Source organism: Streptomyces sp. AN091965 (assembly GCF_022698285.1).
Classification (GTDB): Bacteria; Actinomycetota; Actinomycetes; order Streptomycetales; family Streptomycetaceae; genus Streptomyces.
In genome coordinates, this window is record NZ_JALDMY010000001.1 from 6,613,093 (window position 1) to 6,637,871 (window position 24,779).

At 74.2% G+C, this 24,779-nt stretch carries 13 protein-coding genes; 5 read left to right on the plus strand and 8 right to left on the minus strand.

Annotated features, from left to right (window positions below; all coding sequences use genetic code 11):
• Positions 1 to 274: 274 nt before the first annotated feature.
• Positions 275 to 1,471: a S8 family peptidase gene (locus MQV74_RS28305; RefSeq protein WP_242723811.1), complete on the minus strand. Its 1,197-nt coding sequence runs from the start codon at positions 1,469 to 1,471 to the stop codon at positions 275 to 277.
• A 630-nt stretch (positions 1,472 to 2,101) separates the two neighbouring features.
• Here MQV74_RS28305 and MQV74_RS28310 point away from each other — a divergent pair.
• The 5 genes from MQV74_RS28310 to glgP all read left to right on the plus strand — a co-directional run bounded on the left by MQV74_RS28310 (position 2,102) and on the right by glgP (position 11,619).
• Positions 2,102 to 2,596 (plus strand): nuclear transport factor 2 family protein, encoded by a 495-nt coding sequence (locus MQV74_RS28310; protein ID WP_242723814.1) that lies wholly within the window; start codon positions 2,102 to 2,104, stop codon positions 2,594 to 2,596.
• Between the two features lie 409 nt (positions 2,597 to 3,005).
• Complete coding sequence (locus MQV74_RS28315) at positions 3,006 to 3,521, plus strand: hemerythrin domain-containing protein (RefSeq protein ID WP_242723819.1); 516 nt, start codon at positions 3,006 to 3,008, stop codon at positions 3,519 to 3,521.
• A 139-nt stretch (positions 3,522 to 3,660) separates the two neighbouring features.
• On the plus strand, positions 3,661 to 6,387 hold the full coding sequence (locus MQV74_RS28320; protein WP_242723822.1) for a protein kinase domain-containing protein: 2,727 nt from the start codon (positions 3,661 to 3,663) through the stop codon (positions 6,385 to 6,387).
• Between the two features lie 71 nt (positions 6,388 to 6,458).
• On the plus strand, positions 6,459 to 8,852 hold the full coding sequence (locus MQV74_RS28325; RefSeq protein ID WP_242723860.1) for a protein kinase domain-containing protein: 2,394 nt from the start codon (positions 6,459 to 6,461) through the stop codon (positions 8,850 to 8,852).
• Positions 8,853 to 8,976: 124 nt separating this feature from the next.
• A complete protein-coding gene (glgP, locus tag MQV74_RS28330) occupies positions 8,977 to 11,619 on the plus strand; it encodes an alpha-glucan family phosphorylase (RefSeq protein ID WP_242723864.1) in 2,643 nt (880 codons plus the stop codon).
• 61 nt (positions 11,620 to 11,680) lie between these two features.
• On the opposite strand, the gene MQV74_RS28335 is transcribed toward glgP, so the two are convergent.
• The 7 genes from MQV74_RS28335 to glgX form a co-directional block, all read right to left on the minus strand.
• The gene (locus MQV74_RS28335; protein ID WP_242723879.1) at positions 11,681 to 13,321 is read right to left on the minus strand and encodes a M4 family metallopeptidase; all 1,641 of its coding nucleotides are present in this window, start codon (positions 13,319 to 13,321) and stop codon (positions 11,681 to 11,683) included.
• Between the two features lie 287 nt (positions 13,322 to 13,608).
• Positions 13,609 to 15,288 carry a M4 family metallopeptidase gene (locus tag MQV74_RS28340; protein ID WP_242723882.1) on the minus strand — a complete coding sequence of 560 codons (1,680 nt, stop codon included), beginning with the start codon at positions 15,286 to 15,288 and terminating at the stop codon, positions 13,609 to 13,611.
• Between the two features lie 408 nt (positions 15,289 to 15,696).
• Positions 15,697 to 17,535 (minus strand): ABC transporter ATP-binding protein, encoded by a 1,839-nt coding sequence (locus tag MQV74_RS28345; protein ID WP_441349345.1) that lies wholly within the window; start codon positions 17,533 to 17,535, stop codon positions 15,697 to 15,699.
• Positions 17,508 to 19,280 (minus strand): ABC transporter ATP-binding protein, encoded by a 1,773-nt coding sequence (locus MQV74_RS28350; RefSeq protein WP_242723901.1) that lies wholly within the window; start codon positions 19,278 to 19,280, stop codon positions 17,508 to 17,510. Before MQV74_RS28350 ends, MQV74_RS28345 begins: the two co-directional genes overlap by 28 nt.
• A 428-nt stretch (positions 19,281 to 19,708) precedes the next feature.
• Positions 19,709 to 21,094, minus strand: a complete 1,386-nt coding sequence (locus MQV74_RS28360; protein WP_242723903.1) for a carbohydrate-binding protein — start codon at positions 21,092 to 21,094, stop codon at positions 19,709 to 19,711.
• A 197-nt stretch (positions 21,095 to 21,291) separates the two neighbouring features.
• Positions 21,292 to 22,245: a LysR family transcriptional regulator gene (locus MQV74_RS28365; RefSeq protein ID WP_242723906.1), complete on the minus strand. Its 954-nt coding sequence runs from the start codon at positions 22,243 to 22,245 to the stop codon at positions 21,292 to 21,294.
• A 61-nt stretch (positions 22,246 to 22,306) separates the two neighbouring features.
• Positions 22,307 to 24,637, minus strand: a complete 2,331-nt coding sequence (glgX, locus tag MQV74_RS28370) for a glycogen debranching protein GlgX (protein ID WP_374120708.1) — start codon at positions 24,635 to 24,637, stop codon at positions 22,307 to 22,309.
• Positions 24,638 to 24,779 lie beyond the last annotated feature (142 nt).

Genomic DNA, 24,779 nt, shown 5'->3' on the forward strand with positions numbered 1-24,779 from the left:
CCCCTGGGCAGCGGCCGTGTGTCCGGGCCGCGTCAGGTCGCGAGTCCCTGAAGCGTGGACTGTCCGGGTGAAGCACAACAAGCCTGTACGAGCAGGGGGATGTCTCGGTTCGGGTACACGCCGAGCCCTGCCGTAGGCGTACACGTGCAACTTGAGCGAAAGCGCGGAGGGGCGGCCGAGGGCCAAGGGGAGGCTTGGGTGCCGGGTCGCGCAGAGTTACGACCCCGACCCCCGGCAGGGGGTGAGGATTCCTGCCGGGGGCCGCCGGTCGGGGCTACTTAACTTGGAGCAGTCGGTTCGGCGAGCCCCCGCCGATGCCCGACAGCTTGTTCTTGGCCGAGCGGTCGGTGAGCCACTTGCCGACCTTGGCGGGCTTGGCCGTGCGGTGGTCGGCGAGGTACAGCGCGGCCGCACCGGCGACGTGCGGCGCCGCCATCGACGTACCGGAGTACGTCGCCGTGGCCGTGTTGCTCGCGTTGGACGCGGACTTGATCGCCACGCCCGGGGCGAACAGGTCCAGGCGCGAGCCGTAGTTGGAGAACGAGGGGCGCTTGTCGCGCCGGTCGGACGCCCCGACCGTCAGGGCCTCCTTGACCCGGGCGGGCGAGGAGCGCGTCGCGGACTCGCTCTCGTTGCCCGCCGCCACCGAGTAGGTGACGCCGGACGCGATGGACTTGCGCACCGCCGCGTCCAGCGGGGCGAAGGCCGGCGTGCCGATGCTCATGTTGGCGACGGCGGGCCCCCGCGCGTTCCTCGTCACCCAGTCGACGCCCGCGATGATGCCGCCGAGGGTGCCGCCGCCCTCCGCGTCGAGCACGCGCACGGCCACGATCTTGGCCTTCTTGGCGACGCCGTACTTCGTGCCGGCGACGGTTCCGGCCACGTGCGTGCCGTGTCCGTGGGCGTCCTGGGCGACGGAGTCGTTGCCGATGAAGTCCCAGCCGGAGCGGGCCCGTCCGCCGAAGTCCTTGTGCGAGGTGCGCACGCCGGTGTCGAGGACGTAGACGGTGACGCCCGCGCCCTTGGACCGCGGCGCGGTGTAGGACTTGTCGAGCGGCAGGCTCTTCTGGTCGATGCGGTCCAGGCCCCACGACGGCGGGTTCGGCTGCCGGGCCGCGGCCCGTGCCCCCAGGTCCACGTGGACCTTCCGGTCGGCGACGACACCGGTGACCGACGGGTCGGCCGCGAGCTCGCGCGCCTCGGCGGCGGTGGCGCGCACGGCATAGCCGTTGAGCGCCGCGCTGTAGGTGTGCTGGATGCGCGCGTCGTACTTCTCGGCGACGCTCTTGCCCGCGCCGGACGTGGACTTCGTGCCCGGTTCGAGCGTCACGATGTACGTGCTGCTGGGGCCTTCGCCGCCGGCGTCGGACGCGGCGTGCGACGGCGGGGTCACGGCGGCCAGCAGGCCCACCGCGGCGACGGCCGCTACGGCCCCCGCCCTGCGTCGCGCTCTGGAGTGGTGCATGTCCATGTGGTGCGTTCCCTCCCCTGGAAACGGCTGGTGACGACGCCCTGTGCGCACTGCGTCGGGCGCAGGCGTGCTGGGCAGCGTCTCGTGTGCGGCTGATCCGCTACAAGCCGGATAGCGGGGCGGAATCGGTCATATCGCCCTAGGTTTGGCTGGTTACGGCTCAACCCAAGCTGAGTCTTGGGGGCATGGTAGTAAATCCGAGGATTGACTTGGGTTTTTCGTCTCCCCGATGATCAGTGAGGGCCCAGGGCGGCAACCCGCCCCGCCCTGGCCGGAGTCCGGAATCCGGCCGGGGGCGGGCGGGTGCCGACCCACCCACGGGCACGTGGACCCACGCACCGGGGCGCGGACGCCTCGGGCCGGGCCGAGGCGCGTGGCGACGTACCTGGCCGAGGGAGACCTCCGAGGTGCCCGGCCGAGAGGCACCTCCGAGGTGCCCGGCCGAGAGGCACCTCCGAGGTGCCCGGCCGAGAGGCACCTCCGAGGTGCCCGGCCGAGAGGCACCTCCGAGGTGCCCGGCCGAGAGGCACCTCCGAGGTGCCCGGCCGAGGTGCCCGGCCCAGGTGTGTGTTCGAAGTGCGTGTCCGAGGACCGCCAGCGCGCGGCGCGACCACGGGGCACCCTCGCCCCATGACCACCACGCCACCCACCACGCCCGCCGTCGCGGCACCCACCGCGCCCTCCACCGCGGCACCCGCCGACGCCCGCTCCGTGCTGAGCGCCATGTACGCAGCCGAGACCCGCTATCTGGCCGCGGGCGGTCCCGGCCGCGCCTCCTTCGCCCCGCTCGCGCCCCACTTCGCGCCCGACGTCGTCCTGCACCAGGCGGACGGCCTGCCGTACGGCGGCACCTGGCGGGGGCACGAGGGCCTGGAGCGGTTCTTCCTCGCGATGGCCGACACCTGGGCGGAGTTCGACATCGTGCGGCAGGAGTTCCTCGCGGAGGGCGGCACCGGAGCGCGCCGGACGGTCTGCGTGCACAGCGACATCCGCGCCCGCGCCCGGGCCACCGGCCGCGCCATCGCCTTCCCGATCCTCCAGGCCATCACCGTGGAGGAGGGCAGGATCCGCGAGGTGCGGCCGTTCTACTGGGACACGGCGGCGATCGCGGCGGCCTGCCGCTGAGCGCGCGGACGCCTTCCGCCGCGTGCCGCACGGCACACCGGTCCCGCGTTGACAGGGCGCGGGACCGGTGTCTGTAATGGTGCGCGTGCCGCGTGGCCTGGGCCGAAGAGCAGTGGGCGGGCCCAGGACCGGGCGAGCACCTTCACCAAGGGACATGACCTTGCGTTCACTCAGCATCGCGTCGCCGCGCTGCGGCTGACGTAGCCGCGTACCCGGCGCAGCGCCGTATCCGAGGAAACGGCGTACCCGGCGCGGCACGGCATTCGACGTGGTCGCGACCGCGTACCCGCGCTCGTTTCCGGGCCCCGGTGCGCCCGCGCGCCCCCTTCCCCCTTTCTTCTCTGCACCGCGTCCGTCAGTTCCGTCACGCACGCGCGGACGCGCCACCCTGTCTGGAGATCACTTCCGCATGTCCACGCCCACGCCCACCGGCACCCCGCGCCCCCGCGAGGTCCGCACCCTCGCCGACAAGCTTCTTGAGGTCCACGACTGGCTGCGCGAGCAGCTCGGCCACCTCCGGGCCGAGGCCGCGGCGCACCTCGCCGACCGCGCCGCCCACCAGGGCCCCGGCACACCGCCCGCGCCCGGCCTCGGCCTGCAGATCCGCCAGCGCTGCCTGGAGTTCTGCGACGCGCTCACCTTCCACCACACCGCCGAGGACGAGCACGTCTTCCCCGGCGTCGTGGAACACCACCCCCACCTGCGCGAACCCCTCGCCCGGCTCGGCGCCGAGCACCGCGAGATGGCCCGCGTCAAGGAACGCCTCCTCGCGCTCCTCGACGACGTCACGACCGCCGATCCCGAGGCGTTCCTCACGGAGTTCGACACCCTGGCGCGGCTCCTCACCGCCCACCTGGACCACGAGGAGAGCTGGGTCGTGCCGGTCCTCACGGACGTGCCGTTCCCGCCCGGTCCGCCCTCCTGACTGCCGGTGCCCCGGTGAACCGAGTAATCTGCCGGGGCGTTTCGTGAGGTGACGGCGGTGCGACCGCCCGTGCCGCGCACGGATGCGACAGCGACCGGGCAGCAGGGGCACAGGGGGACGGGGCGGAATGATCGGTCAGTTGAGGGACACCTCCCCGCGCCGGACGGGTCCGTACGAGATCGTCGCCCGGCTCGGCGCGGGCGGCATGGGTGAGGTGTTCCTGGGCGTGCCGCAGGACGCCCCCGGGGCCGCGGGCTCCGCCGCGGCCCCGGGCCTCGCCGCGGGCCCGGACTCCGCTGCCCCCGGCGGCCCCGGCGCCTCCTACGACCCGGACGAGCTCGTCGCCGTCAAGGCCGTCCGGCGGGACCTCGCGGAAGAGCCCGCCTTCCGGGCCCGCTTCCGCCGCGAGATCGCCGTCGCCCGCTCCGTCACCAGCCCGTACGTCGCCCGGCTCGTCGACGGCGACGCCGACGCCGAACAGCCCTGGCTCGCCACGGAGTACGTGGCCGGGCCCACCCTCGCCGAGGCGGTGCGGCGGCACGGCCCGCTGCCCGTGCCCGCCGTCGCCGCGCTCGGCACCGCCGTGGCCCGGGCCCTGGCCGCCGTGCACGCCGCCGGGGCGCTGCACCGCGACCTGAAGCCCGCCAACGTCCTCATCGGCCCGGACGGGCCGAAGCTCATCGACTTCGGCGTCGCCCGCACACCCGGGGCGACCACGATGACCGCCACCGGGCTGCTCGTCGGCACCCCCGGCTTCATGTCGCCCGAACACGTCGCGGGCGGACGGCACGTGGTGGCCGCGTCCGACGTCTTCTGCCTCGCCTCCGTCCTCGTGTACGCGGCCGTGGGGCGCGACCCGTTCGGCGACGGGCCCGTGGCCGCCGTCCTGTACCGGGTGTCGCGCGCCGAGGCCGGACTCGACGCCGTGCCCGAGGAGTTGCGTGACGTCCTCGCCGCCTGCCTGGACGTGGACGCGGCCGCGCGGCCGGGCCCCGAGGAGCTCGCCGGGCGCCTCGCGGGCCTCGCTGGGACGGACGGCCCCGGCTTCGCGTGGCCCGCGCCCGTCGCGGCGGCCATCGCCGAGGCGCGGCGCGACGTCGAGCAACTCTGCGCCGCCGGGCGGCCGCTGCTGCCCCTGCCCGCTGCGCCCGCCGCGCCGCCCGCCGCGCCGCCCGCCGCGCCGCCCGCCGCGCCGCCCGGCGGGGAGTCCGGCGAGGAGTCCGCCGGGGTGCCGCGCGGGGAGCCCACGCCCACGTGGACGCCCACCGCCCTGAACACCCCGGCGAACACCCCGGCCGCGCCCGGCGCCCCGGCCGCCCACGAGCTGCCCACCATGGGCGCCGCCGCGCCCTCGGCGGCCGCCGCGCCGGACGTGCCCCGGCGGCGCGGCCGCCGTACCGCGTTCGCCGTCATCGCCGCCGTCGCCGTGGCCGGGGGCGCCGCCGGGGCCCTGCTCGCCCTGCTCGGCCCCGACTCCGGCGGCGACGGCGACGACGGGGCGAAGGGCGGCGCGGCCCGCCCCGGCGCCGCCCCGTCCAGCACCCTGCCGCCCGCCCGGCTGATCGCCGCCGCGGGCGTGGACAAGGAGGGCACCGACGACCGCAGCGGCCTGGTCCCGCAGTACCCGCAGCAGCGCCCCAAGGGCTGGAAGCCGTGGCGCGGCTCCTTCTCGCACGCGCCGATGAACTGCGCCGCCGACACCCGCGCCGTCGTCTGCCTGCTCACCGACGGCACGTACGAAGCCGTCGGCGCGGCGGACGGCAAGCGCCTGTGGACCTCGGACGGCCGCGCGGGGAGCGCGGGGGGCGCCGGGAGCGAGGCCTATCTGAGCCCGAGCGGGAAGCTGTTCATGCAGGGCGACCGCCTGGCCCCCGTCGTGCGCGGCGGGACCTCCGTCATCGCCCGCGAGGGGCGCCTCCAGGTGCGCGACTCCGCGTCCGGCGCCGTGCGCTGGTCCGCGCGCCCGCCGGAGGGCAGGTACTTCACCCGCGCCCTGCTCGGCGACGGCCTGCTCCTGGTCACCGCCGAGGCCAAGCCGTACGCCGACGGCGGCCCCGAGGGAGCGACGCTCCTCGTGTACCCGCTGGGCGGCGGCGCGCCCCGGTGGACCGCGCCGCTCAGCACCGACGAGCTGTCCGGCGCCGAGCAGAACGGCATGTACGGCGCGGAGGTCGCCCGGCACGGCCGGGTCTACGCCTGGGCCGAACAGGGCCTGGTCGCCCTCGACGCCAGGACGGGCGCCCGCCGCGGCAAGGCCTACGACGGCTCGTGCGGCGGCGTGATGGCCGTGGGCGAGCAGATCCTGTGCCAGGCCGTGGTGACCGGCGCCTCCGACTTCGCCGACGCCACCGAGGCGACGGGCACCCGCGTGACCCGGCTCGACGCGGAAACCCTGGCCACCGAGGGCGCGTTCGCCTTCAAGGCCCCGAAGGTGAGGCCGGACGGAACGGTGCCGCCGGACGTTGTCGTCACCGCCGTGGGACCCGGCAGCGCCCTCGCCTACGACACGGAAGGGGCGAGGCTCCTCGTCGCCGAGACGGCGAAGGGCCGGATCACCCGCAAGGAGCCCCTGACCGTCGCCGAGGACCGGGTCCCGCGGATGATCTCCTCGGCGCCGCTGCTCATCGGCGACCGCGCGCTCGTCGCCGACAACACCACCCTGCGCACGGTGCCGCTCACCGCGTCCGGCGCGGTGCGCACCCTGCGGGTGCCGGGCGCGCCGGGCAACCGCGCGCCGAAGCGGAGCAGCGACCCCGGCACGGTCATCGCCGACCAGCTGCGGGCGCCGACGGTCCTGCCGCTCGGCGGGGTCGCGACCATCGTGTACGACCAGGGCACGGTCGTCTCCGTCCGCATCCCCTCCTGAGCACCGCCTCGTCCGGGGAGCCGCCCGGCCGGGCCGCCCCCGTTCCCCAGCCCCGACCCCGAGGAGACCCCGTGCTCGCACCGCTGACCGGGCCGCCGCGCCACGTCGGCCCGTACCGGCTGCTCGCCCGCATCGGCGCGGGCGGCATGGGGGAGGTCTTCCTCGCGCGGTCCGGGCCGGGCACGCCGCTCGTCGCCGTGAAGACGGTGCGCTCCGACCTCGACATCGACCACGAGTTCCGGGTCCGCTTCCGCCGGGAGATAGCCGCCGCCCGGGCCGTGTCCGGGCCCGGCACCGCCGCGCTCCTGGACGGCGACGCGGACGCCGAGGTGCCCTGGCTCGCCACGGAGTACGTGGCCGGGCCCGCCCTCGGGCAGACCGTGCGGCGCTGCGGCCCGCTGCCCGTCGGTGCGGTGCGCGCGCTCGGCGCCCGGCTCGCGCAGGCCCTCGGCACCGTGCACCTCGCCCAGGTCCTGCACCGCGACCTCAAACCCGGCAACGTCCTGCTCGCCCCGGACGGGCCGCGGCTCATCGACTTCGGCATCGCGCAGGCCTTCGACGCGACGGCGCTCACCGCCGCGGGCATGATCGTGGGCACGCCCGGCTATCTGGCGCCCGAACAGCTCCTGGGCAGCCACGCGGTGGTGCCCGCGTCCGACGTGTTCGCCCTCGGGGCCGTCCTCGCGTACGCGGCGAGCGGGCGCGGCCCCTTCGACGACCAGGAGATCGCCTCCGTCATCTTCCGCATCACCCAGGGCGACGCCGATCTGTCCGGGGTGCCGCGGGACGACGGCCTCCGGGAGACCGTGGCGGCCTGTCTGGCGCCCGCGCCCGAGGACCGCCCGACCGCCGCGGAGCTGGCGGCCCGCCTCGCGGGGCCGTCGGCGGCGGTGCCCTGGCCCACCGAGGTCCTGTCCCTGTTCGCCGAGCACCGCGAGGCCGTGGAGCGGTGCGAACGGGCAGCGGTGGAGGGGGAGTTCGCGGCGGCCGACACGGTGACCGGAGGCGGCGCGGGGGCGGGCCGCGCCCCCGCCCCCGCGCCGCAGGCCCCGCCGGCCGCTCCCGCGCGCCTCCCCGGCTCCCCGGCGTCCGGGCCCGCGCGCCGCCGGTGGGTGTGGATCGCCGCCGCCGCGCTGACCGTGTCCGCCGTGACGCTCGCCGCCGTACTCCTGCCGGGAGGCGGCGGAGACGGAGGCGGTGGAGGCGACGGCGGCGGCCGCGAAGCCGGTGCCTCCGGCGGGCCGAACGCCTCCGGCTCCCCGGCCGGTCCGTCCGGCGGCGGCAAGCGGGGCCCGGTCGTGGTGTCCGAGTACGGCAACGCGCGCCGCACCGGCGACCACGACCCCGGCGGCCTGCGCGCCGCCGCCCGGCCCGAGGGCTGGAAGCCGTGGTCCGTGGCGCGCCCCGCGGGCCTGGACGACCGGGGCGACGGCTGCGTCCTGGCCGACGCCACCCTGGTGTGCCGCGACGGCAAGGGCGCGGCCGCGGGCTTCGACGCGGCCAACGGGCGCCACCGGTGGACGACGCGTGGCTTCTCCGGCCGCGCCGACGAACTGACCGGCGTCCAGGCGGTGCCGCCCGAGGCCGACCCCACCGGCCGCGCCGTCTACGTACCGAGCGAACTCGGCGTCACCAAGGTCGACGTGGCGTCCGGCACGGAACGCTGGCGCGAGGCGGCGCCCACGGGCTCGGGGGTCATCGGGCTCGCGTACGCGAAGGACGTCGTCTACGCCGTCGAGTTCCGCCTCGGCGGCGGCGCTCCGGGCGACGCGCCCGGCACCGGCGTCGTCCGGGCCCGTGCCGCGTCCGACGGCCGCGAGCTGTGGCGGTCGAAGCCGCTGCCCAAGACGGCGGGGCCGCTGGTCGTCGACGGCGGGCGGGTGTTCACGGCCCTGGAGAAGGGCGGCGTCGTCCGCCTGGACGCGCGGACCGGCGGCACCGCCCGCACCGCGTCCGTGCCCTGCGACGACCTGATGCTGCGCGGCCCGTCGTCGCTGGTGTGCTGGAGCCAGGGGCGCGCGGGCGTGCGCGAGCTCGACCCCGTGACCCTGCGCGTCCGGCGCGTCCTCGCGCCCGGCGTGCGCCCCTCCGGTCCGCGCCCGGTGCTCGGCCCGGCGGACGTGCTCGTCGTGGCGAGCGACAACCCCGACCCGGACGCCGTCATCGAGCACGAGCTGAGCGCCTACGACTGGTCCACCGGCAACCGCCGCTGGCGCTACGGCGCCCCGAACGACCTGGTCACGCTGGCGCTCGCAGGCGACCGGGTGCTGTCCGTGGGCGCGTACGAGATCCGCGGACTGCGCCTCGACGGCGACGTCGACACCCTGCGCACCAAGGAGATCCCGAAGGCGGGGCCCACGGGGGGCACGGATCCCTTCGCCACGTTCGGGCATCCGCTCTACGCCGGCGGCGCCGTCTTCGCCACGACCGCGGAGGGGAAGGTCGTCTCCGGGAACGCGCCCTGACCCCCGCCCCCGCGGCGGCCACGACTTGCCTTTGTCCCGGGCGAGTTCGCGGCCCCGTGGTGGCGGGGCGGCCCGACCCCCTACCGTCGTTGGGTCACGTACGTCCTCCGACAGAGGTGCCGCCGTGAAAGCCATCCGTCGCATCACCGTACGTCCCGTCCTGCCCGCCGCCCTCGCCCCGCTCAGCGAACTCGCCCGCAATCTGCGCTGGTCCTGGCACACCGGGACCCGTGACCTCTTCCGCGACGTCGACCCGGCCCTGTGGGAGGCCTCGGGCGGCGACCCCGTGCGTCTGCTCGGCTCCGTGCCCGCGGCCCGCCTCGCCGAGCTCGCCGCCGACGAGGACTTCCTGCGGCGCCTCGGCGAGAGCGCCGAGGACCTGCGCGAGTACGTCACCGGGCGCCGCTGGTACCAGGAGCGGCAGGCCGAGCCGCCCGACCCGCCCGGATCCGACCTGCCCGCGGCCGTCGCCTACTTCTCGCCGGAGTTCGGCGTCACGGCCGCCCTGCCGCAGTACTCCGGAGGCCTCGGCATCCTCGCGGGCGACCATCTGAAGGCGGCCAGCGACCTCGGCGTGCCCCTCATCGGCGTCGGACTGCTCTACCGGCACGGCTACTTCCGGCAGTCCCTCACCCGCGACGGCTGGCAGCAGGAGCACTACCCCCTGCTCGACCCGAACGAGCTGCCCCTGACCCTGCTGCGGGAGCCCGACGGCGCCCCCGCCCTGGTGCGCCTCGCGCTGCCCGGCGGCCGGGCCCTGCGCGCCCACGTCTGGCAGGCGCAGGTCGGCCGCGTGCCGCTGTTGATGCTGGACTCCGACGTCGAGGAGAACGACCCCGGCGCCCGCGAGGTCACCGACCGGCTCTACGGCGGCGGCAGCGAGCACCGGCTGCTCCAGGAGATGCTGCTCGGCATCGGCGGCGTCCGGGCCGTGCGCACCTACTGCCGCCTCACCGGGCACCCCGCACCCGAGGTCTTCCACACCAACGAGGGCCACGCGGGCTTCCTCGGCCTGGAGCGCGTCCACGAGCTGGTCCAGGGCGGGCTCGCCTTCGAGGGCGCCCTGGAGTCGGTGCGCGGCGGCACCGTCTTCACCACCCACACGCCGGTGCCCGCCGGAATCGACCGCTTCGACCGTGAGCTGGTGGCCCACCACTTCGGTCCCGACGCCGAACTGCCGGGCATCGACGTCGAGTTGATACTGCGTCTGGGCATGGAGACGTATCCGGGCGGCGACGCCAACGTGTTCAACATGGCCGTGATGGGGCTGCGCCTGGCCCGCGGCGCCAACGGCGTCTCCACGCTGCACGGCAAGGTCAGCCGGGAGATGTTCCAGGGCCTGTGGCCCGGCTTCGACCCCGAGGAGGTGCCGATCACCTCCGTCACCAACGGCGTGCACGCGCCCACCTGGGTGGCCCCCGAGGTGCTCGGGCTCGGCGCCCGGCAGATCGGCGCGCGCCGCACCGACCACGCCCTGTCCGTCGGCGGCTCCGAGCGCTGGGACGCCGTCGCCGACATCCAGGACGCCGACATCTGGCAGCTGCGCCGCGTGCTGCGCGCCCAGCTCGTGGACGAGGTGCGCCGCCGGCTGCACGTGTCCTGGCGGCAGCGCGGCGCCGCCACCGCCGAGCTCGGCTGGATCGACGAGGTCCTCGACCCCGACGTCCTCACCATCGGCTTCGCCCGGCGCGTCCCCTCGTACAAGCGGCTGACGCTGATGCTGCGCGACCAGGACCGGCTCCTGGAACTGCTCACGCGCCCCGAGCGGCCGGTGCAGATCGTCGTCGCGGGCAAGGCACACCCGGCCGACGACGGCGGCAAGCGGCTCATCCAGGACCTGGTGCGCTTCACCGACGACCCGCGGGTGCGCCACCGCGTCGTCTTCCTGCCCGACTACGGCATGGCGATGGCGCAGAAGCTGTACGCGGGCTGCGACGTGTGGCTGAACAACCCGCTGCGCCCCCTGGAGGCCTGCGGCACCTCCGGCATGAAGGCCGCGCTCAACGGCTGCCTCAACCTGTCGGTCCTGGACGGCTGGTGGGACGAGTGGTTCGAGCCGGACTTCGGCTGGGCGATCCCCACCGCCGACGGCTCGGCCACCGACGACCACCGCCGCGACGACCTGGAGGCGGCCGCCCTGTACGACCTCCTGGAGCGGCGGGTCACCCCCCGCTTCTACGAGAACGGGCCCGACGGCCTGCCCGACCGCTGGATCGAGATGGTGCGGCGGACCCTGACCCGGCTCGGCCCCAAGGTCCTCGCCGGGCGCATGGTGCGCGAGTACGTGGAGCGCCTGTACGTGCCCGCCGCGCGCTCCCACCGCGTGCTCGACGCGGCCACCGCCACCGGGTTCGCCGCGTGGAAGAACCGCGTCCGCGCGGCCTGGCCGGGTGTCGCCGTCGACCACGTCGAGGCCACGGCCGTGGGCACCACCGCGGAGCTCGGCGCGACCCTCGCGCTGCGGGTGCGCGTCCGGCTGGGCGAGCTGTCCTGCGACGACGTCGAGGTGCAGGCCATCGCGGGCCGCGTCGACCCCGAGGACCACATCGCCGACGCCACCCCGGTGCCGCTGAAGCCCACCGGCACCCCCGACGGCGAGGGCCGCCTGCTGTACGAGGGCCCCCTGGCGCTGGACCGCACCGGCCCCTTCGGCTACACGGTCCGCATCCTGCCGTCCCACCGCCTCCTGGCGAACGGCGCGGAACTCGGCCTGGTGGCGGTGCCTTCGGAGGTGACCGGGGGAGAGGCCGGGGTCCTGATGCGCTAGCGGCGAAAATGGTGCGGGCGGCACCCAGGGGGTCTCCCCGGGTGCCGCCCGGCTCAGAGGGTTACTTGACGTTCACACCGGTCCAGGCGGCGGCAACGGCCTTCGCCTCGGCGGAGTTCGCGCCGTACAGGTCGCCCGCGGCCTTCACCGTGTCCTTGCGGGCCTGCGCGTAGTCCGTCGTGGACGTGAAGTACGTCGTCAGGGCCTTGAACCAGATCTTCTCGGCCTTGTCGCGCCCGATGCCGGTGACCTTGGAGCCGTCCTTGGTCGGACTGTCGTACGCCACACCGTTGATCGTCTTCTTGCCGCTGCCCTCGCTCAGCAGGTAGAAGAAGTGGTTGGCGATGCCGGAGGAGTAGTGGACGTCGACGTTGCCGGCGTTGCTGCTCCAGTAGTCGAGCGACGAGCCGTCCTTGGAGGGCTTGTCCATGTAGCGCAGCGGGGTGCCGTCGCCGTTGATGTCGATCTTCTCGCCGACGAGGTAGTCGCCCTTGTCCAGGCCGTTGTTGGCCTTGAACTCGACGGCCGCGGCGAAGATGTCGCTGGTGGCCTCGTTCAGGCCGCCGGACTCACCGCTGTACTCCATGTTGCCGGTGGCCGAGGTGACGCCGTGGGTCATCTCGTGGGCGGCCACGTCGATGGAGGTGAGGGGCTTGGCGTTGCCCTCGCCGTCGCCGTACGTCATGCAGAAGCAGGAGTCCTGCCAGAACGCGTTGACGTAGGCGTTGCCGTAGTGCACGCGGGACGTGGCGCCCTTGCCGTCGCCCTTGATGCCGCTGCGGCCGTGCACGTTCTTGTAGTAGTCCCAGGTGAGGCCCGCGCCGTAGGCGGCGTCGACGGCGGCGGTCTGGGTGTTGGAGGGCTTGCCGGTGCCCCAGACGTCGTCGGCGTCGGTGTAGAGCTTGCCGCCGCTGGAGCCGTGGTTCAGGTCGTACGTCTTGTGGTTGCCGCGCCCGGAGTCGGTCAGCTGGAAGGTGCTGCCGCTCTTGACGGAGCCGACCGTGACCTTGCCGCTGTACTGGCTGTTGCCGGTGCCGGTCTCGATGGCCTGGTACTGGTACAGCTTCTTGCCGGTGGCCGCGTCGGTGATGACGTGCAGCTCGCTCGGCGTGCCGTCCTTCTGCACGCCGGTGACGACGGTCTCGTAGGCGAGCGTGGGCGTGCCCTCGGCGGCCCAGACGACCTTGCGCGGCGCGCGCGGGTCGGCCTTCGCGGTGTCGCCGGTCTTGGCGGCCGTCGACTTGGCGGAGGCGGCCACGGACTTCGGGGCCAGCTTCGCGTCGGTCGACGCGACCTTGATGGTGGCCTTGGCCGCCTTGCTGACGCCCTTGACCGAGCCGTCCTTCGCGGTGTGGACGACGAGGTCGCCGCCGAGGACGGGGAGTCCGGCGTAGGTGCGCTCGTAGCGGGTGTGCGTGGTGCCGTCGCGGTCCTTGACGACGTCGCGGACGACCAGCTTCTCCTTCGCGCCGAGGCCGATGCGGTCGGCGGTGGCCGCGGCCTTGTCCTCGGCGCCCTGCAGCAGGTCGGCGCGGGCGGTGGCGGAGAGCGTGGCCGGCGCGGCGGCGGGGGCCGGGGCGGCGGCTCTGGCGGTGTCGGGCTGTGCGGAGGCGCCGGTGGTCATTCCGGCGGTGAGCAGCGCTCCGGCGGCGACGGCGGTGGCGATGGCCAGAGTGGAACGCTTCGTTATGTGGGGGGTCACGCATGCTCCTTGTGTGAAGGCCCGGATGGCATGGGGGACCACCCGGGCCGAACTGGTGCTGTGCGGATGAACTGGTGTGCCGTGCGTGAGCAGCGTGCCATTTGAGCCAGGTACATGTCAGGACCTTGACTGAATGTTGGCCAGATTGCGTCCGTTGGCCGATGGTCAAGGTCCGTCATGCGAACACCGTGTGAACGGACCGCCGGTTCCGTTCCCGCGGTGAACTGCGGCGCCGCCCCGGGGGGTTGGCGGTTCCGGGCTCCCCGGAGCGGCGCCGACCGCGTCGGCTAGGGGCGTGCGCCGACGTTGACGGCCGCCCAGGCGTTGGCGACCGCGGTGTACTCGGCGCTCGACGTGCCGTAGAGCTCGCCGGCGGCGGCCAGCGTGCCGGTGCGCGCCGCCGCGTAGTTGGTGGTCGTGGTGAACTTCGTGGTGAGTGCCCTGAACCAGATCTTGGCGGCCTTGTCGATGCCGATTCCGGTCACAGGCTTGTTGTCATACGTCGGCGAGTCGTACGAAACGCCGTTGATGACCTTCTTGCCGCTGCCTTCGCTCAGCAGGTAGAAGAAGTGGTTGGCGATGCCGGAGGAGTAGTGGACGTCCACGTTCCCGGCGGTGCTGCGCCAGTTGTCCAGCGACGAGCCGTCCTTGGAGGGCTTGTCCATGTAGCGCAGCGGGGTGCCGTTGCCGCGGATGTCGATCTTCTCGCCGACCAGGTAGTCGCCGACGTCCGAGGGGTTCTTGGCGTTGAACTCGACGGCGGCCGCGAAGATGTCGCTGGTCGCCTCGTTCAGGCCGCCGGGCTCGCGGCTGTACGTCATGTTGCCGGTCGCGGAGGTGACGCCGTGGGTCATCTCGTGGGCGGCCACGTCGATGGACGTGAGCGGCTTGGCGTTGCCCGAGCCGTCGCCGTACGTCATGCAGAAGCAGGAGTCCTGCCAGAACGCGTTGACGTAGTTGTTGCCGTAGTGCACGCGTGAGGTGGCGCCGCGGCCGTCGTTCTTGATGCCGTTGCGGCCGTGCACGTTCTTGTAGTAGTCCCAGGTCAGGGCCGCGCCGTAGTGGGCGTCCGCGCCCGCGGTCTCGGCGTTGGAGGCCTGGCCGTTGCCCCAGATGTCGTCGGGGCCGGAGAACAGGGTGCCGGTGCCGGACGTGCCGCGGTTGAGGTTGGTCGTCTTGTGGTTGCCGCGCGCGGTGTCGGTGAGCGTGTACTGCGAGCCCGACTGCTGCGTGGTGAGCTGGACCTGGCCGCTGTACTGCGTGTTGCCGGTGCCCTCGTGGACGCCCTGCCACTCGCCGAGCTTCTTGCCGGTCCTGGCGTCGGTCACCACGTGCAGCTCGTTCGGCGTGCCGTCCTTCTGGAAGCCGCCGACCACCGTCTCGTAGGCGAGCTTCGGGGCGCCGCCCTTGGCGTCCGCCAGCCAGATGACCTTGCGCGGCTTCTGGGACGCCTTGAGCTTGGTGGAGCCGTCCGCCTTGGAGACGCCGAGGGCCTGCTTCTCGGCGCTCGCCGCCTTGACGTCGGCGCTCGTGCGAAGCCCCGTGAGGCGGGCCTTCGAGGCGCGGTTGACGTCCTTGACCGCACCCGACTCTGCGGTGGCGACGACGAGGTCGCCGCCGAGGACGGGCAGCCCGGCGTAGGTGCGCTCGTAGCGGGTGTGCGTGGTGCCGTCGCGGTCCTTGATGACGTCGCGGACGACCAGCTTCTCCTTCGCGCCGAGGCCGATGCGCTCGGCGGTGGCGGCGGTCGAGGCGTCCGCCGCGCGGATCAGCTCGGCCCGCTGCGACGGGGAGAGCTGCTGCGGCATGGCACCGGCGTTGGCCTTGGTGCCGGCGGACGCCTGGTCGGCCGACGCGGTGGTGGCCTGGACGGTCACGCCGAGCAGGGCGGCGGCGGCGACGAACGCGCCGATGGCGGTGGCACGCCGGTGGGAGGGGGTTCTGCGGGATGTGGGGGATGTGCTCAACACGGACTCCTTCTGCGCGGCCACGGGGGTGCGTGGCCTGTGGCGACCCGGCGGCGGGTGACCGGCCGGGCAGAGCAGGGCAGTACGTGGTGCCTGGCGCACGCCGCGCCGCTTGGGGGGACGCGCCGCGCGCGGGAGCCGCCGGTGCGTGAGCTCCTGTGCGACTGGTGAGGGGAAGAGTGCCATTCGAGACAGGTACATGTCATTCAGTTGGCGTACTTTGGCTGGAATACGTCCGGTGCGGGGGTTCGGGCGTCCGTTATGCGGCGCAACGGGGGGTGGCCCTCGGCCGTCCCCTTGCCGGTTGTCGGTGGCTGGGCGCGCCCACGCGGCGGAGCCGCACATCGGCACAGCCCCGCGCCCCTTCGGGGCGCGCCTGTGCCGGGCGCGCCCTCTCACCGGCTGGGGTCAGCTCACTACGCTCTCTCGCCAGGCCTTGTGGAGTTGGGCGAAGGGGCCCGTGGACGCGATGAGTTCGGCGGGGGTGCCGTCCTCGACGACGCGGCCGTGCTCCATGACCAGGACGCGGTCGGCGATCTCCACCGTGGACAGGCGGTGGGCGATCACCACCGCCGTGCGACCGCGCAGGACCGTGTCCATCGCCCGCTGCACGGCCCGCTCCCCGGGGATGTCCAGGGAGCTGGTGGCCTCGTCGAGGATCAGTACCGCCGGGTCCGCGAGCAGTGCGCGGGCGAACGCCACGAGCTGGCGCTGCCCGGCCGAGATGCGGCCGCCCCGCTTGCGCACGTCCGTGTCGTAGCCGTCGGGCAGGGCCGCGATGAAGTCGTGGGCGCCGATCGCCTTCGCGGCGCGTTCGATCTCCTCGCGGGTGGCTTCCGGGCGGCCGATCGCGATGTTCTCCGCGACCGTGCCGGAGAACAGGAACGCCTCCTGGGTGACCATCACGACGCCGCGTCTGAGGTCGGCCGTCGCGAGCTCGCGCAGGTCGACGCCGTCGAGCAGGACCTGGCCCTCGGTGGGGTCGTAGAACCGGGCGAGGAGCTTGGCGAGCGTGGACTTGCCCGCGCCCGTGGAGCCGACGACGGCGACGGTCTGCCCGGCGGGCAGCGTGAGGTCGAAGCGCGGCAGGACCTCGCCGCCCGTCCGGTACGCGAACCGCACGCCGTCGAACACGACCGTGCGGCCCGGGTGCTCGGAGGCCAGGCCCGGCAGCGGGCGCGCCGCCGACTGCTCCGGCTCCGGCACGGTCGGCGTCTGCGCGAGCAGCCCCGCGATCTTCTCCAGGGACGCCGCGGCCGACTGGTAGGAGTTGAGGAACATCCCGAGCCGGTCGATCGGGTCGTACAGGCGCCGCAGATACAGCACGGCCGCCGCGAGGACGCCGAGGGCGAGCGTCCCCTCGGCGACGCGGTAGGCGCCCCACAGGACGATTCCGGCCACCGAGGTGTTGGCGACGAGCCGTGAGCCCACCACGTACCGGGCCATCTCCAGGAGCGCGTCGCCGTTCACGCGCTCGTGCTCCCGGTTCAGGGCGGCGAACCGCTCGTCGTTGGCCCGCTCGCGCCGGAAGGCCCGCACCGGCCGGATGCCGTTCATCGTCTCCGTGAACTTCACGATCACGGCGGCGATCGCCGTGGAGCGGACCCGGTACACCTTGGCCGCGCGGCGCTGGAAGAGCCGGATCAGCAGGTACAGCGGCACGAACGAGGCCGCCGCGACCGCGCCGAGGCCGAGGTCGAGCCAGAGCAGCAGCCCCGCGATGTAGACGAAGGACAGGACGACCGTGAGCAGTTCCTGGAGGCCCTCGCTGAGCAGCTCGCGCAGCGACTCGACGTCCGTCGTGGACCGGGAGATGAGCCGCCCGGACGTGTACCGCTCGTGGAAGTCCACGCTGAGGGCCTGCGCGTGCCGGAAGATCCGCCCGCGCAGATCGAGCAGCACGTCCTGGTTCACCCGCGCCGAGGCCAGGATGAAGGCGTACTGGAGGACGCCGGAGAGCGCAGCGGACAGGCCGTAGCCGACGCCGACGGCGATCAGCGGGCCGTAGTCGTCCTCGCGCACGGCGGGCACGGCCGAGTCGATGGCGTACGCCACGAGCAACGGGCCCGCCTGGACGGCGGCCTGCTGCAGGAGCAGCAGCACGGCGGCCAGCGTGACCCGGCCGCGCCGCGGCGCGAGCAGCGACCGCAGCAGCCGCCCGGTCGCGCCGGGCGGCGCGGGCAGCGTGTCCTGGTCGAAGTCGTCCGGTCCTCGCGTACTCACTGGGATCCCCCCGACATCAGCCACGCGTACTCGGTGTTGTCCCGCAGCAGTTCCTGATGGGTGCCCACGGCGGCTATGCGGCCGCCGGAGAGCAGGGCGACGCGGTCCGCGAGCAGCACCGTCGACGGGCGGTGGGCCACCACCAGGGCGGTGGTGTCCTTCAGGACGCGCCGCAGCGCCGCCTCGACCAGCGCCTCGGTGTGGACGTCGAGCGCCGACAGCGGGTCGTCGAGGACCAGGAACCTCGGCCGCCCCACGACCGCGCGGGCCAGCGCGAGCCGCTGCCGCTGGCCACCGGACAGGCTCAGGCCCTGCTCGCCGACCTGGGTGTCGGCGCCCTGCGGCAGCGCGTGCACGAAGTCGGCCTGCGCGACCGACAGGGCGTGGCCGAGGTCGCGCTCCCCGGCGCCGGGGCCGGCCCCCATGAGGACGTTCTCGCCGACGGACGCCGAGAACAGGGTGGGCTCCTCGAAGGCCACCGACACCAGCTCCCGCACCCGCTGCCGGGGCAGGGCCGCGATGTCCTGGCCGTCGAGCGTGATGCGGCCGCCGCTGACGTCGTGCAGCCGGGGCACGAGGGCGGTGAGCGTGGTCTTGCCGCTGCCGGTGGCACCCACCAGGGCCATCGTCTCGCCCGTGCGGACGTGCAGATCGATGTGGGACAGGACCGGTGGAGTGTCGTCGTCCGCATCCGGATAGCGGAAGGAGACCCCTTCGAAGCGCATGCCGTCGGCGGCCTCCGGCGCGCTCTTGGCGACGGCGTCCGCGTCGGACTCGGGCTCCGCGTCGAGCACTTCGAAGTACCGCTCCGTGGCCGTCGCCGCCTCCTGGCTCATCGCGAGCAGGAAGCCCATCGACTCCACCGGCCAGCGCAGCGCGAGCGCCGTCGACAGGAACGCCACCAGGGTGCCCGCCGACAGGTCGCCGTCGGCGACCTGCACGGAGCCGAGCACGAGCGCCGCCCCGATGGCCAGCTCCGGCAGCGTCGTGATGACGCCCCAGATCGCGGCGAGCAGCCGGGCCTTGGCCAGCTCCGTGCCGCGCAGGGTCCGCGACAGGTCGCGGAACGCCCGTGCCTGGCTGCGGTGGCGTCCGAAGCCCTTGATGATGCGGATGCCGAGCACGCTCTCCTCGACGACCGTCGTCAGATCGCCCACCTGGTCCTGCGCGCGCCGCGCCACGTCGGCGAACCGCGCCTCGAAGTACGACACGACGACCACCAGCGGCACCACAGGGGCGAGGAGCACCAGGCCGAGCGTCCAGTCCTGGGCGAGGAGGAGGGCCACGCCGACCAGGATCGTCGCGCCGTTCACCACCATGAAGGTCAGGGGGAAGGCGAGGAAGAGGCGGATCAGCATCAGGTCCGTCGTGCCGCGCGAGAGCAGCTGGCCCGAGGCCCAGCGGTCGTGGAAGGCCACCGGCATCCGCTGGAGGTGCTGGAACAGGTCCGCCCGCATCGACGCCTCGACCCCCGCGAGCGGCCGCGCCACCAGCCACCGCCGGAAGCCGAAGAGCAGCGCCTCCGCGACGCCGAGGCCGAGCAGGAGCAGCGCCCCGAGCCAGACCCCCGAGGTGTCCCCGTCGGCCACCGGGCCGTCCACCATCCACTTCAGGACGAGCGGGAAGACCAGGCTCATACAGGAGGCCACGACGGCGACAAGAGCGGCCCAGAACAGGCGCTTTCGGACAGGGCGGACGTACGGCCACAGGCGCGTGAGCGTCCGGACGGCCGACCGGCCGCCTCCGGCGGATTCGAGTGAGGTGGACATCAGGGGTGAGCCTACGTTTCACCACTGACAGCGCCCACTGAGTTTCGTCCCGTACGCCGTCCTCCGCTGGTCCTAGGACCTCGGCCCTCACCCTTGTGAGCTGCGGGAACGCCGGTCCGCCGACATGTACGTGCCCCCGGCGACGAGATGCCGAGCTCCCGCGAACGGGAAGGGCTCGCACTCGTCGCCGGGGGCACGTCCCACCGTGGCGCCGCCGGTGGACCAGCCACCGTCGACGCCTCGGCCAAGACCCATCTCACCCATGCGTACGGCAAGTTGGACGTCAGGACCGGGCCGCGGCCGTATCGGAGGGGTACGCCGCGGCATCCTCGGCTGACCCCCCGTGGCGCAGTGGTCCAGCCGAGACCGGAATCCGGCCCTCGCGGACCGCGCACCCCCCGGGGCGCGGCCCGCTCAGCCCTGGGTCCTTACCCGCGCTCCCACAACGCGGGGGTGTTCGGGGGCTCCCAGCCCTCCTGTGCCTGGTGCGGCTGGAGGCAGCGGAAGGTCTCGCCGCCGTACGTGACCGTGTCACCGGCCGCGTAGACGGAGCCCGCCGCCCAGCTGCCGCTCGGGTCACCGGGGCCGGGTCCTGGCCCCGGGTCCTCGCCGCCCGTGGTCTTCAGCGTCAGCTGGAACTGCTGAAGGAGCGGATTGATCGGCTGGTGGAACGTCGTGCCGCCGGAGCTGCAGTTGCCCGAGCCGCCCGAAGTGACGCCCTGCGCCTGGCTGCCGGAGATGTACGAGCCGCCGGAGTCGCCGGGCTCGGCGCAGACCGTCGTACGGGTCACGCCGCTGATGGTGCCCTCGGGGTAGGTGACGCTGGTGTTGTGCTGCGAGATCGTGCCGCAGTGCCATCCGGTGGTCGACCCGGAGCGGCAGATGGAGGCACCCACCGGCGACTGCGTCGAGCCCGCGACACCCACGCGCGTGCCGCCCTGGCCCTTGACGTACGGGGTCGACGTCCACTGTGAGTTCGCGGCCACCCACGCCATGTCGCGGCCCGGGAAGATCGAGCCGCGGAAGGTGCCCTGGGCGACCCGGTTGTAGCCCTGCGTGGCCGTGCCCACGCGGCCGCAGTGGCCCGCCGTGGCGAAGCCCTGCGTGGACCCCTGCGTGATCGGGAACCCGACCGAGCAGCGGCCGCCCATGTAGTACGCGTCGCCGCCGACGAGGTCGTACAGCGGCCGCGGCCGGTCCTTGGTCCGCACCACGCGCACCAGGTCGCGGTCCACGCCCGCGGCGGCCACGAGCCGGTGGGCGGCGGCGGTCCGCACGGCGTCCACGACGACCGCGTTGGTCCTGACGTCGACGTACCAGACCGGGGCGTCCAGCGTCTTCGTCTTCTTCGCGGCCCGGTCGAGCGCGGCCTTGGCCGCGTCGAGCCGGGCCACGGTGTGGTCGACGACCCGGGCCCGCGCGCCCTTGGCCGTGATGGCGGGCACGTCCTTGCGGTCGGTGGTCGCGACCGTGAGCGTGCCCGAGGTGGCGCCCTGGACCCAGGCGCCCGCGAAGTCACGGCCGAGTGCGTTGCGCAGCGAGCCCGCGACGGCGCCCGCCTCCGCCTCGTTGACGAGGCGCGCCTCGGCCTGCGTGGGGGTGAGGCCGAGGTCGCGCTGCATGGCCTTGAGCACCGCGGGCGACGTCTTGGCCACGGCGGCGGTGTCGGCGGGGGACGGGGAGTCGGCGTGGGCGGATCCGGGGATCCCGGCGAAGACGAGGGCGCCTGCGGCCACGAACGCGGCGCCGGCCGCGGCGAGGCCGCGGCGGTCGGTACATTTCCTGATGAACGGGGAGGCATCTCTGAACTGCATGGGGGTCTCCTCGGTGTGTCATCGGGGAGGGGGGGATCCGTAGAGCGGGGAAGCGGGATCCGCCCTCTCTCCGGTCGCCCATACCGTAGAAGTCTCAACAGCCGCTCAGTAGATGCCAGTTACCCCCCTGGTCCCGTGTTATGGCCCCCGCCACCAGCCGTTCACCCCCTCCACCCCGTGGACGACACGCCGGTCCCCTAGCCCACGTCCGCCCCGGGCGACGCCAGCCACGCCGAGTAGCTCTCGCTGCGGGCGGCCGCCTCCGCGTGCGCGGCCCGCGCGTGCGCGAACACCCCCGCAGCGGTGTCGTGCGCGTACGTCTCGGGGTGCCACCCCAGCAGATGCCGCCAGTACAGGGGCGTGCCCGCGAGGGGCCTGGTCACGATCCCGCCCGTCGGCGGAAACGTTGCGCGGCACAGCCCCACCGCCCGCCCCACCTGTACCAGATGCACGCACGACGCGGTGTCGGTCTCGTACACGGACGACGGCGTGAACCCCGCCCGCGCGCACGCGGCGGTGAAGCAGTCCCCGAAGCACCCGTCGCCCGGCACGTCCGTCCACGCCTCGGCCGCGAGGTCCCCGAGCTCGATCTGCGGCTCCCCGGCGAGCCGGTGCTCCGTGGCGAGCATGACGAACACCGGGTCCCGCGCCACCTCGCGCCACACGAGCCGCTCGCGCTCCGGCGGCGCTGCCGCCCCGCACGTGCCGACGAGCGCGAAGTCGAGCCGCCCGTCGGCGACCTGCGCCGCGATCTCCCGCTCCGACCAGGAGGTGTACGTGGACACGGACTGCTCGGGGTGCGCGGCGGCGAGCCGGTCGACCAGGCCGCCGAGCAGCGGCCCGTGGGTGCCGCCGAGCCGGAAGCCGCGCCGGTCCTGCCAGCCGCGCGTGAACCGCTCGGCCTCCTCCTGGAGTTCGCTGACGGCGGGCAGCACGATCCGGGCGCGGGCGAGCACGAACTCGCCGAGCGGAGTCGGCCGCACCCCGGACCTGCCGCGCTCGAACAGCGCGCCCCCCAGGGCCCGTTCGATTCGTTTCAGCTGGGCGCTGAGCGCGGGCTGAGCGAGGCCGAGCGCCGTGGCCGCCTTCGTCAGGCTGCCCGCGTCGGCGATCGCCCGGATCGTCTTCAGGTGCCGCAACTCCAGGTCCATGCGGTGAGCTTCGTCGGCCTCCGGGCCTGGGGCAATACTTTGGTACGGACCTGAATCACCGTCACGGCACCTCGCTCCCGGGAGCCCCGGGGGCCCCGGGAGCGGGCACCGCCCTGAGCAGCAGCGCCGACCGTGCCTCCACGGTCACCTCCGTCCCCGCGGCGAGCAGCGTCCCCGGCGCCTCCCGCTGCTCCTCGCACGCGGTGTCGACCACGACCTCGTACGCGTCGGCCCACGGCGGCCCCGGCAGGTGGAAGCCCACCGCCCGGTCGGCGCCGTGCAGGACCGCCAGGAAGCTGTCGTCGGTCACCTGCGCGCCGCGCGCGTCCCGGCCCGGTATGTCGCGCCCCGACAGATACATGCCGAGCGTCGCGGCGGGCGCGTACCAGTCGGCCTCCGTCATCTCCGTGCCGCGGGCCGTGAACCACGCCAGGTCCCGCAGGCCGTCCGCCGAGTGGGCGCGCCCGGAGAAGAAGGCGCGGCGCCGGAGCACCGGGTGCCGGTGGCGCAGCGCGATCAGACGCCGGGCGAGCGCGAGCAGGCCGCCCCAGCCGGGGTCGTCGCGCAGCCCCCAGTCCACCCAGCTGATCTCGTTGTCCTGGCAGTACGCGTTGTTGTTGCCGCCCTGCGTGCGGCCCATCTCGTCGCCCGCGACCAGCATCGGCACCCCGGTGGACAGCAGCAGCGTGGTCAGCAGGTTGCGCAGCTGGCGCCGGCGCAGGGCGAGGACCTCGGGGTCGTCGGTCTCGCCCTCGGCGCCGCAGTTCCACGCGCGGTTGTCGTCCGCGCCGTCCCGGTTGCCCTCGCCGTTGGCCTCGTTGTGCTTGCGCCCGTAGCTCACCAGGTCCCGGAGCGTGAAGCCGTCGTGGGCGGTCACGAAGTTCACCGACGCGTACGGGCGCCGCCCGCCCCACGCGTACAGGTCGCTCGACCCGGACAGGCGGTAGCCCAGGTCCCGCACGTCCGGCAGGGCGCCCCGCCAGAAGTCCCGCACCGCGTCCCGGTAGCGGTCGTTCCACTCGGTCCACAGCGGCGGGAACGCCCCCACCTGGTAGCCGCCCGAGCCCACGTCCCACGGCTCGGCGATCAGCTTCACCCGCCGCAGCACCGGGTCCTGCGCGATCACCGCGAGGAACGGCGAGAGCATGTCGACGTCGTGGAAGGAGCGCGCGAGGGCCGCCGCCAGGTCGAAGCGGAAGCCGTCCACGCCCATCTCGCTCACCCAGTAGCGCAGCGAGTCCGTGATGAGCCGGAGGACCTGCGGGCGCACCACGTGCAGGGTGTTGCCGCAGCCCGTGTAGTCGGCGTACCGCCGGGCGTCCTGCTGGAGGTGGTAGTAGGCGTGGTTGTCGACGCCCTTCAACGAGAGCGTCGGGCCCATCTCCCCGGCCTCCGCCGTGTGGTTGTAGACGACGTCGAGGATCACCTCGATCCCGGCCTCGTGCAGTGCCCGCACCATCCGCCGGAACTCCCCGACCTGCTGCCCGGTGGTGCCGGACGCCGCGTACGCCGCGTGCGGGGCGAAGTAGCCGATCGAGTTGTACCCCCAGTAGTTGCGCAGGCCCCGCCGCAGCAGATGGTCCTCGTGTGCGAACTGGTGCACCGGGAGCAGCTCGACCGCCGTCACGCCGAGGCGTACGAGGTGGTCTATGGCCGCCGGGTGCGCGAGCCCCGCGTACGTGCCGCGCAGCGGCTCGGGCACGTCCGGGTGGCGCATGGTGAAGCCGCGCACGTGCAGTTCGTAGATGACGGAGTCGGCCCACGGGGTCTTGGGGCGGCGGTCGTCGGCCCACTCGTCGTCCGCCGCGTCGTCGTGCACGACGACGCCCTTCGGCACGAAGGGCGCCGAGTCCCGGTCGTCGCGCACGGTGTCCGCCACGTGCTGCTGCGGCCAGTCCCGCACGTGGCCGTACACCTCCGGCGGCAGCGATCCGTAGTCCTGCCCGGGACCCGCGTCGACCGCGCGCGCGTACGGGTCGAGGAGCAGCTTCGCCGGGTTGAAGCGGGCGCCGGTCCAGGGGTCCCAGCGGCCGTGCACGCGGTAGCCGTAGCGCTGCCCGGGGAGCGCGCCGGGCACGAAGCCGTGCCAGATCTCGTGCGTCAGCTCGGTGAGCGGGCAGCGCGTCTCCGTGCCGTCCGCGTCGAACAGGCACAGGTCCACGGCCTCGGCGCCGCCCGCCCACAGCGCGAAGTTCGTGCCCGCCACCCCGTCCGGGCCCACCCGGAAGCGGGCGCCGAGCGGCGTCGGCGCCCCCGGCCACACCGGGCGCGTGGGGGCGGGGCGGACCTTGCCGCCGCGCCCGCCGTTGCGCTCGGCCGCCGCGCCGCCGGGCCTGACCCGGTCCACGGCACGCGCCCCCTTGACTGCCCCCTGCTCGGGTGCACTCGACACCTGTCAGCCTCCCGCGGCTCGGCCCCGTCGGCGTGCGGTCGGGGCATGCGGCGTCCCGGCCGCGGCTCCCCGGCCGACGTCCTTCCCCCTGTTCTGCCCAGTGGGCGCGTCGCACTCACGTTTCCCGGGGCGGGGCAGCCTC

What these genes read in the sequence shown, in the direction of transcription:
- MQV74_RS28305 (WP_242723811.1), bottom strand. Translation starts at nt 1,471, where the DNA reads ATGGACATGCACCACTCCAGAGCGCGACGCAGGGCGGGGGCCGTAGCG.
- MQV74_RS28310 (WP_242723814.1), top strand. Translation starts at nt 2,102, where the DNA reads ATGACCACCACGCCACCCACCACGCCCGCCGTCGCGGCACCCACCGCG.
- MQV74_RS28315 (WP_242723819.1), top strand. Translation starts at nt 3,006, where the DNA reads ATGTCCACGCCCACGCCCACCGGCACCCCGCGCCCCCGCGAGGTCCGC.
- MQV74_RS28350 (WP_242723901.1), bottom strand. Translation starts at nt 19,280, where the DNA reads ATGTCCACCTCACTCGAATCCGCCGGAGGCGGCCGGTCGGCCGTCCGG.
- MQV74_RS28360 (WP_242723903.1), bottom strand. Translation starts at nt 21,094, where the DNA reads ATGCAGTTCAGAGATGCCTCCCCGTTCATCAGGAAATGTACCGACCGC.
- MQV74_RS28365 (WP_242723906.1), bottom strand. Translation starts at nt 22,245, where the DNA reads ATGGACCTGGAGTTGCGGCACCTGAAGACGATCCGGGCGATCGCCGAC.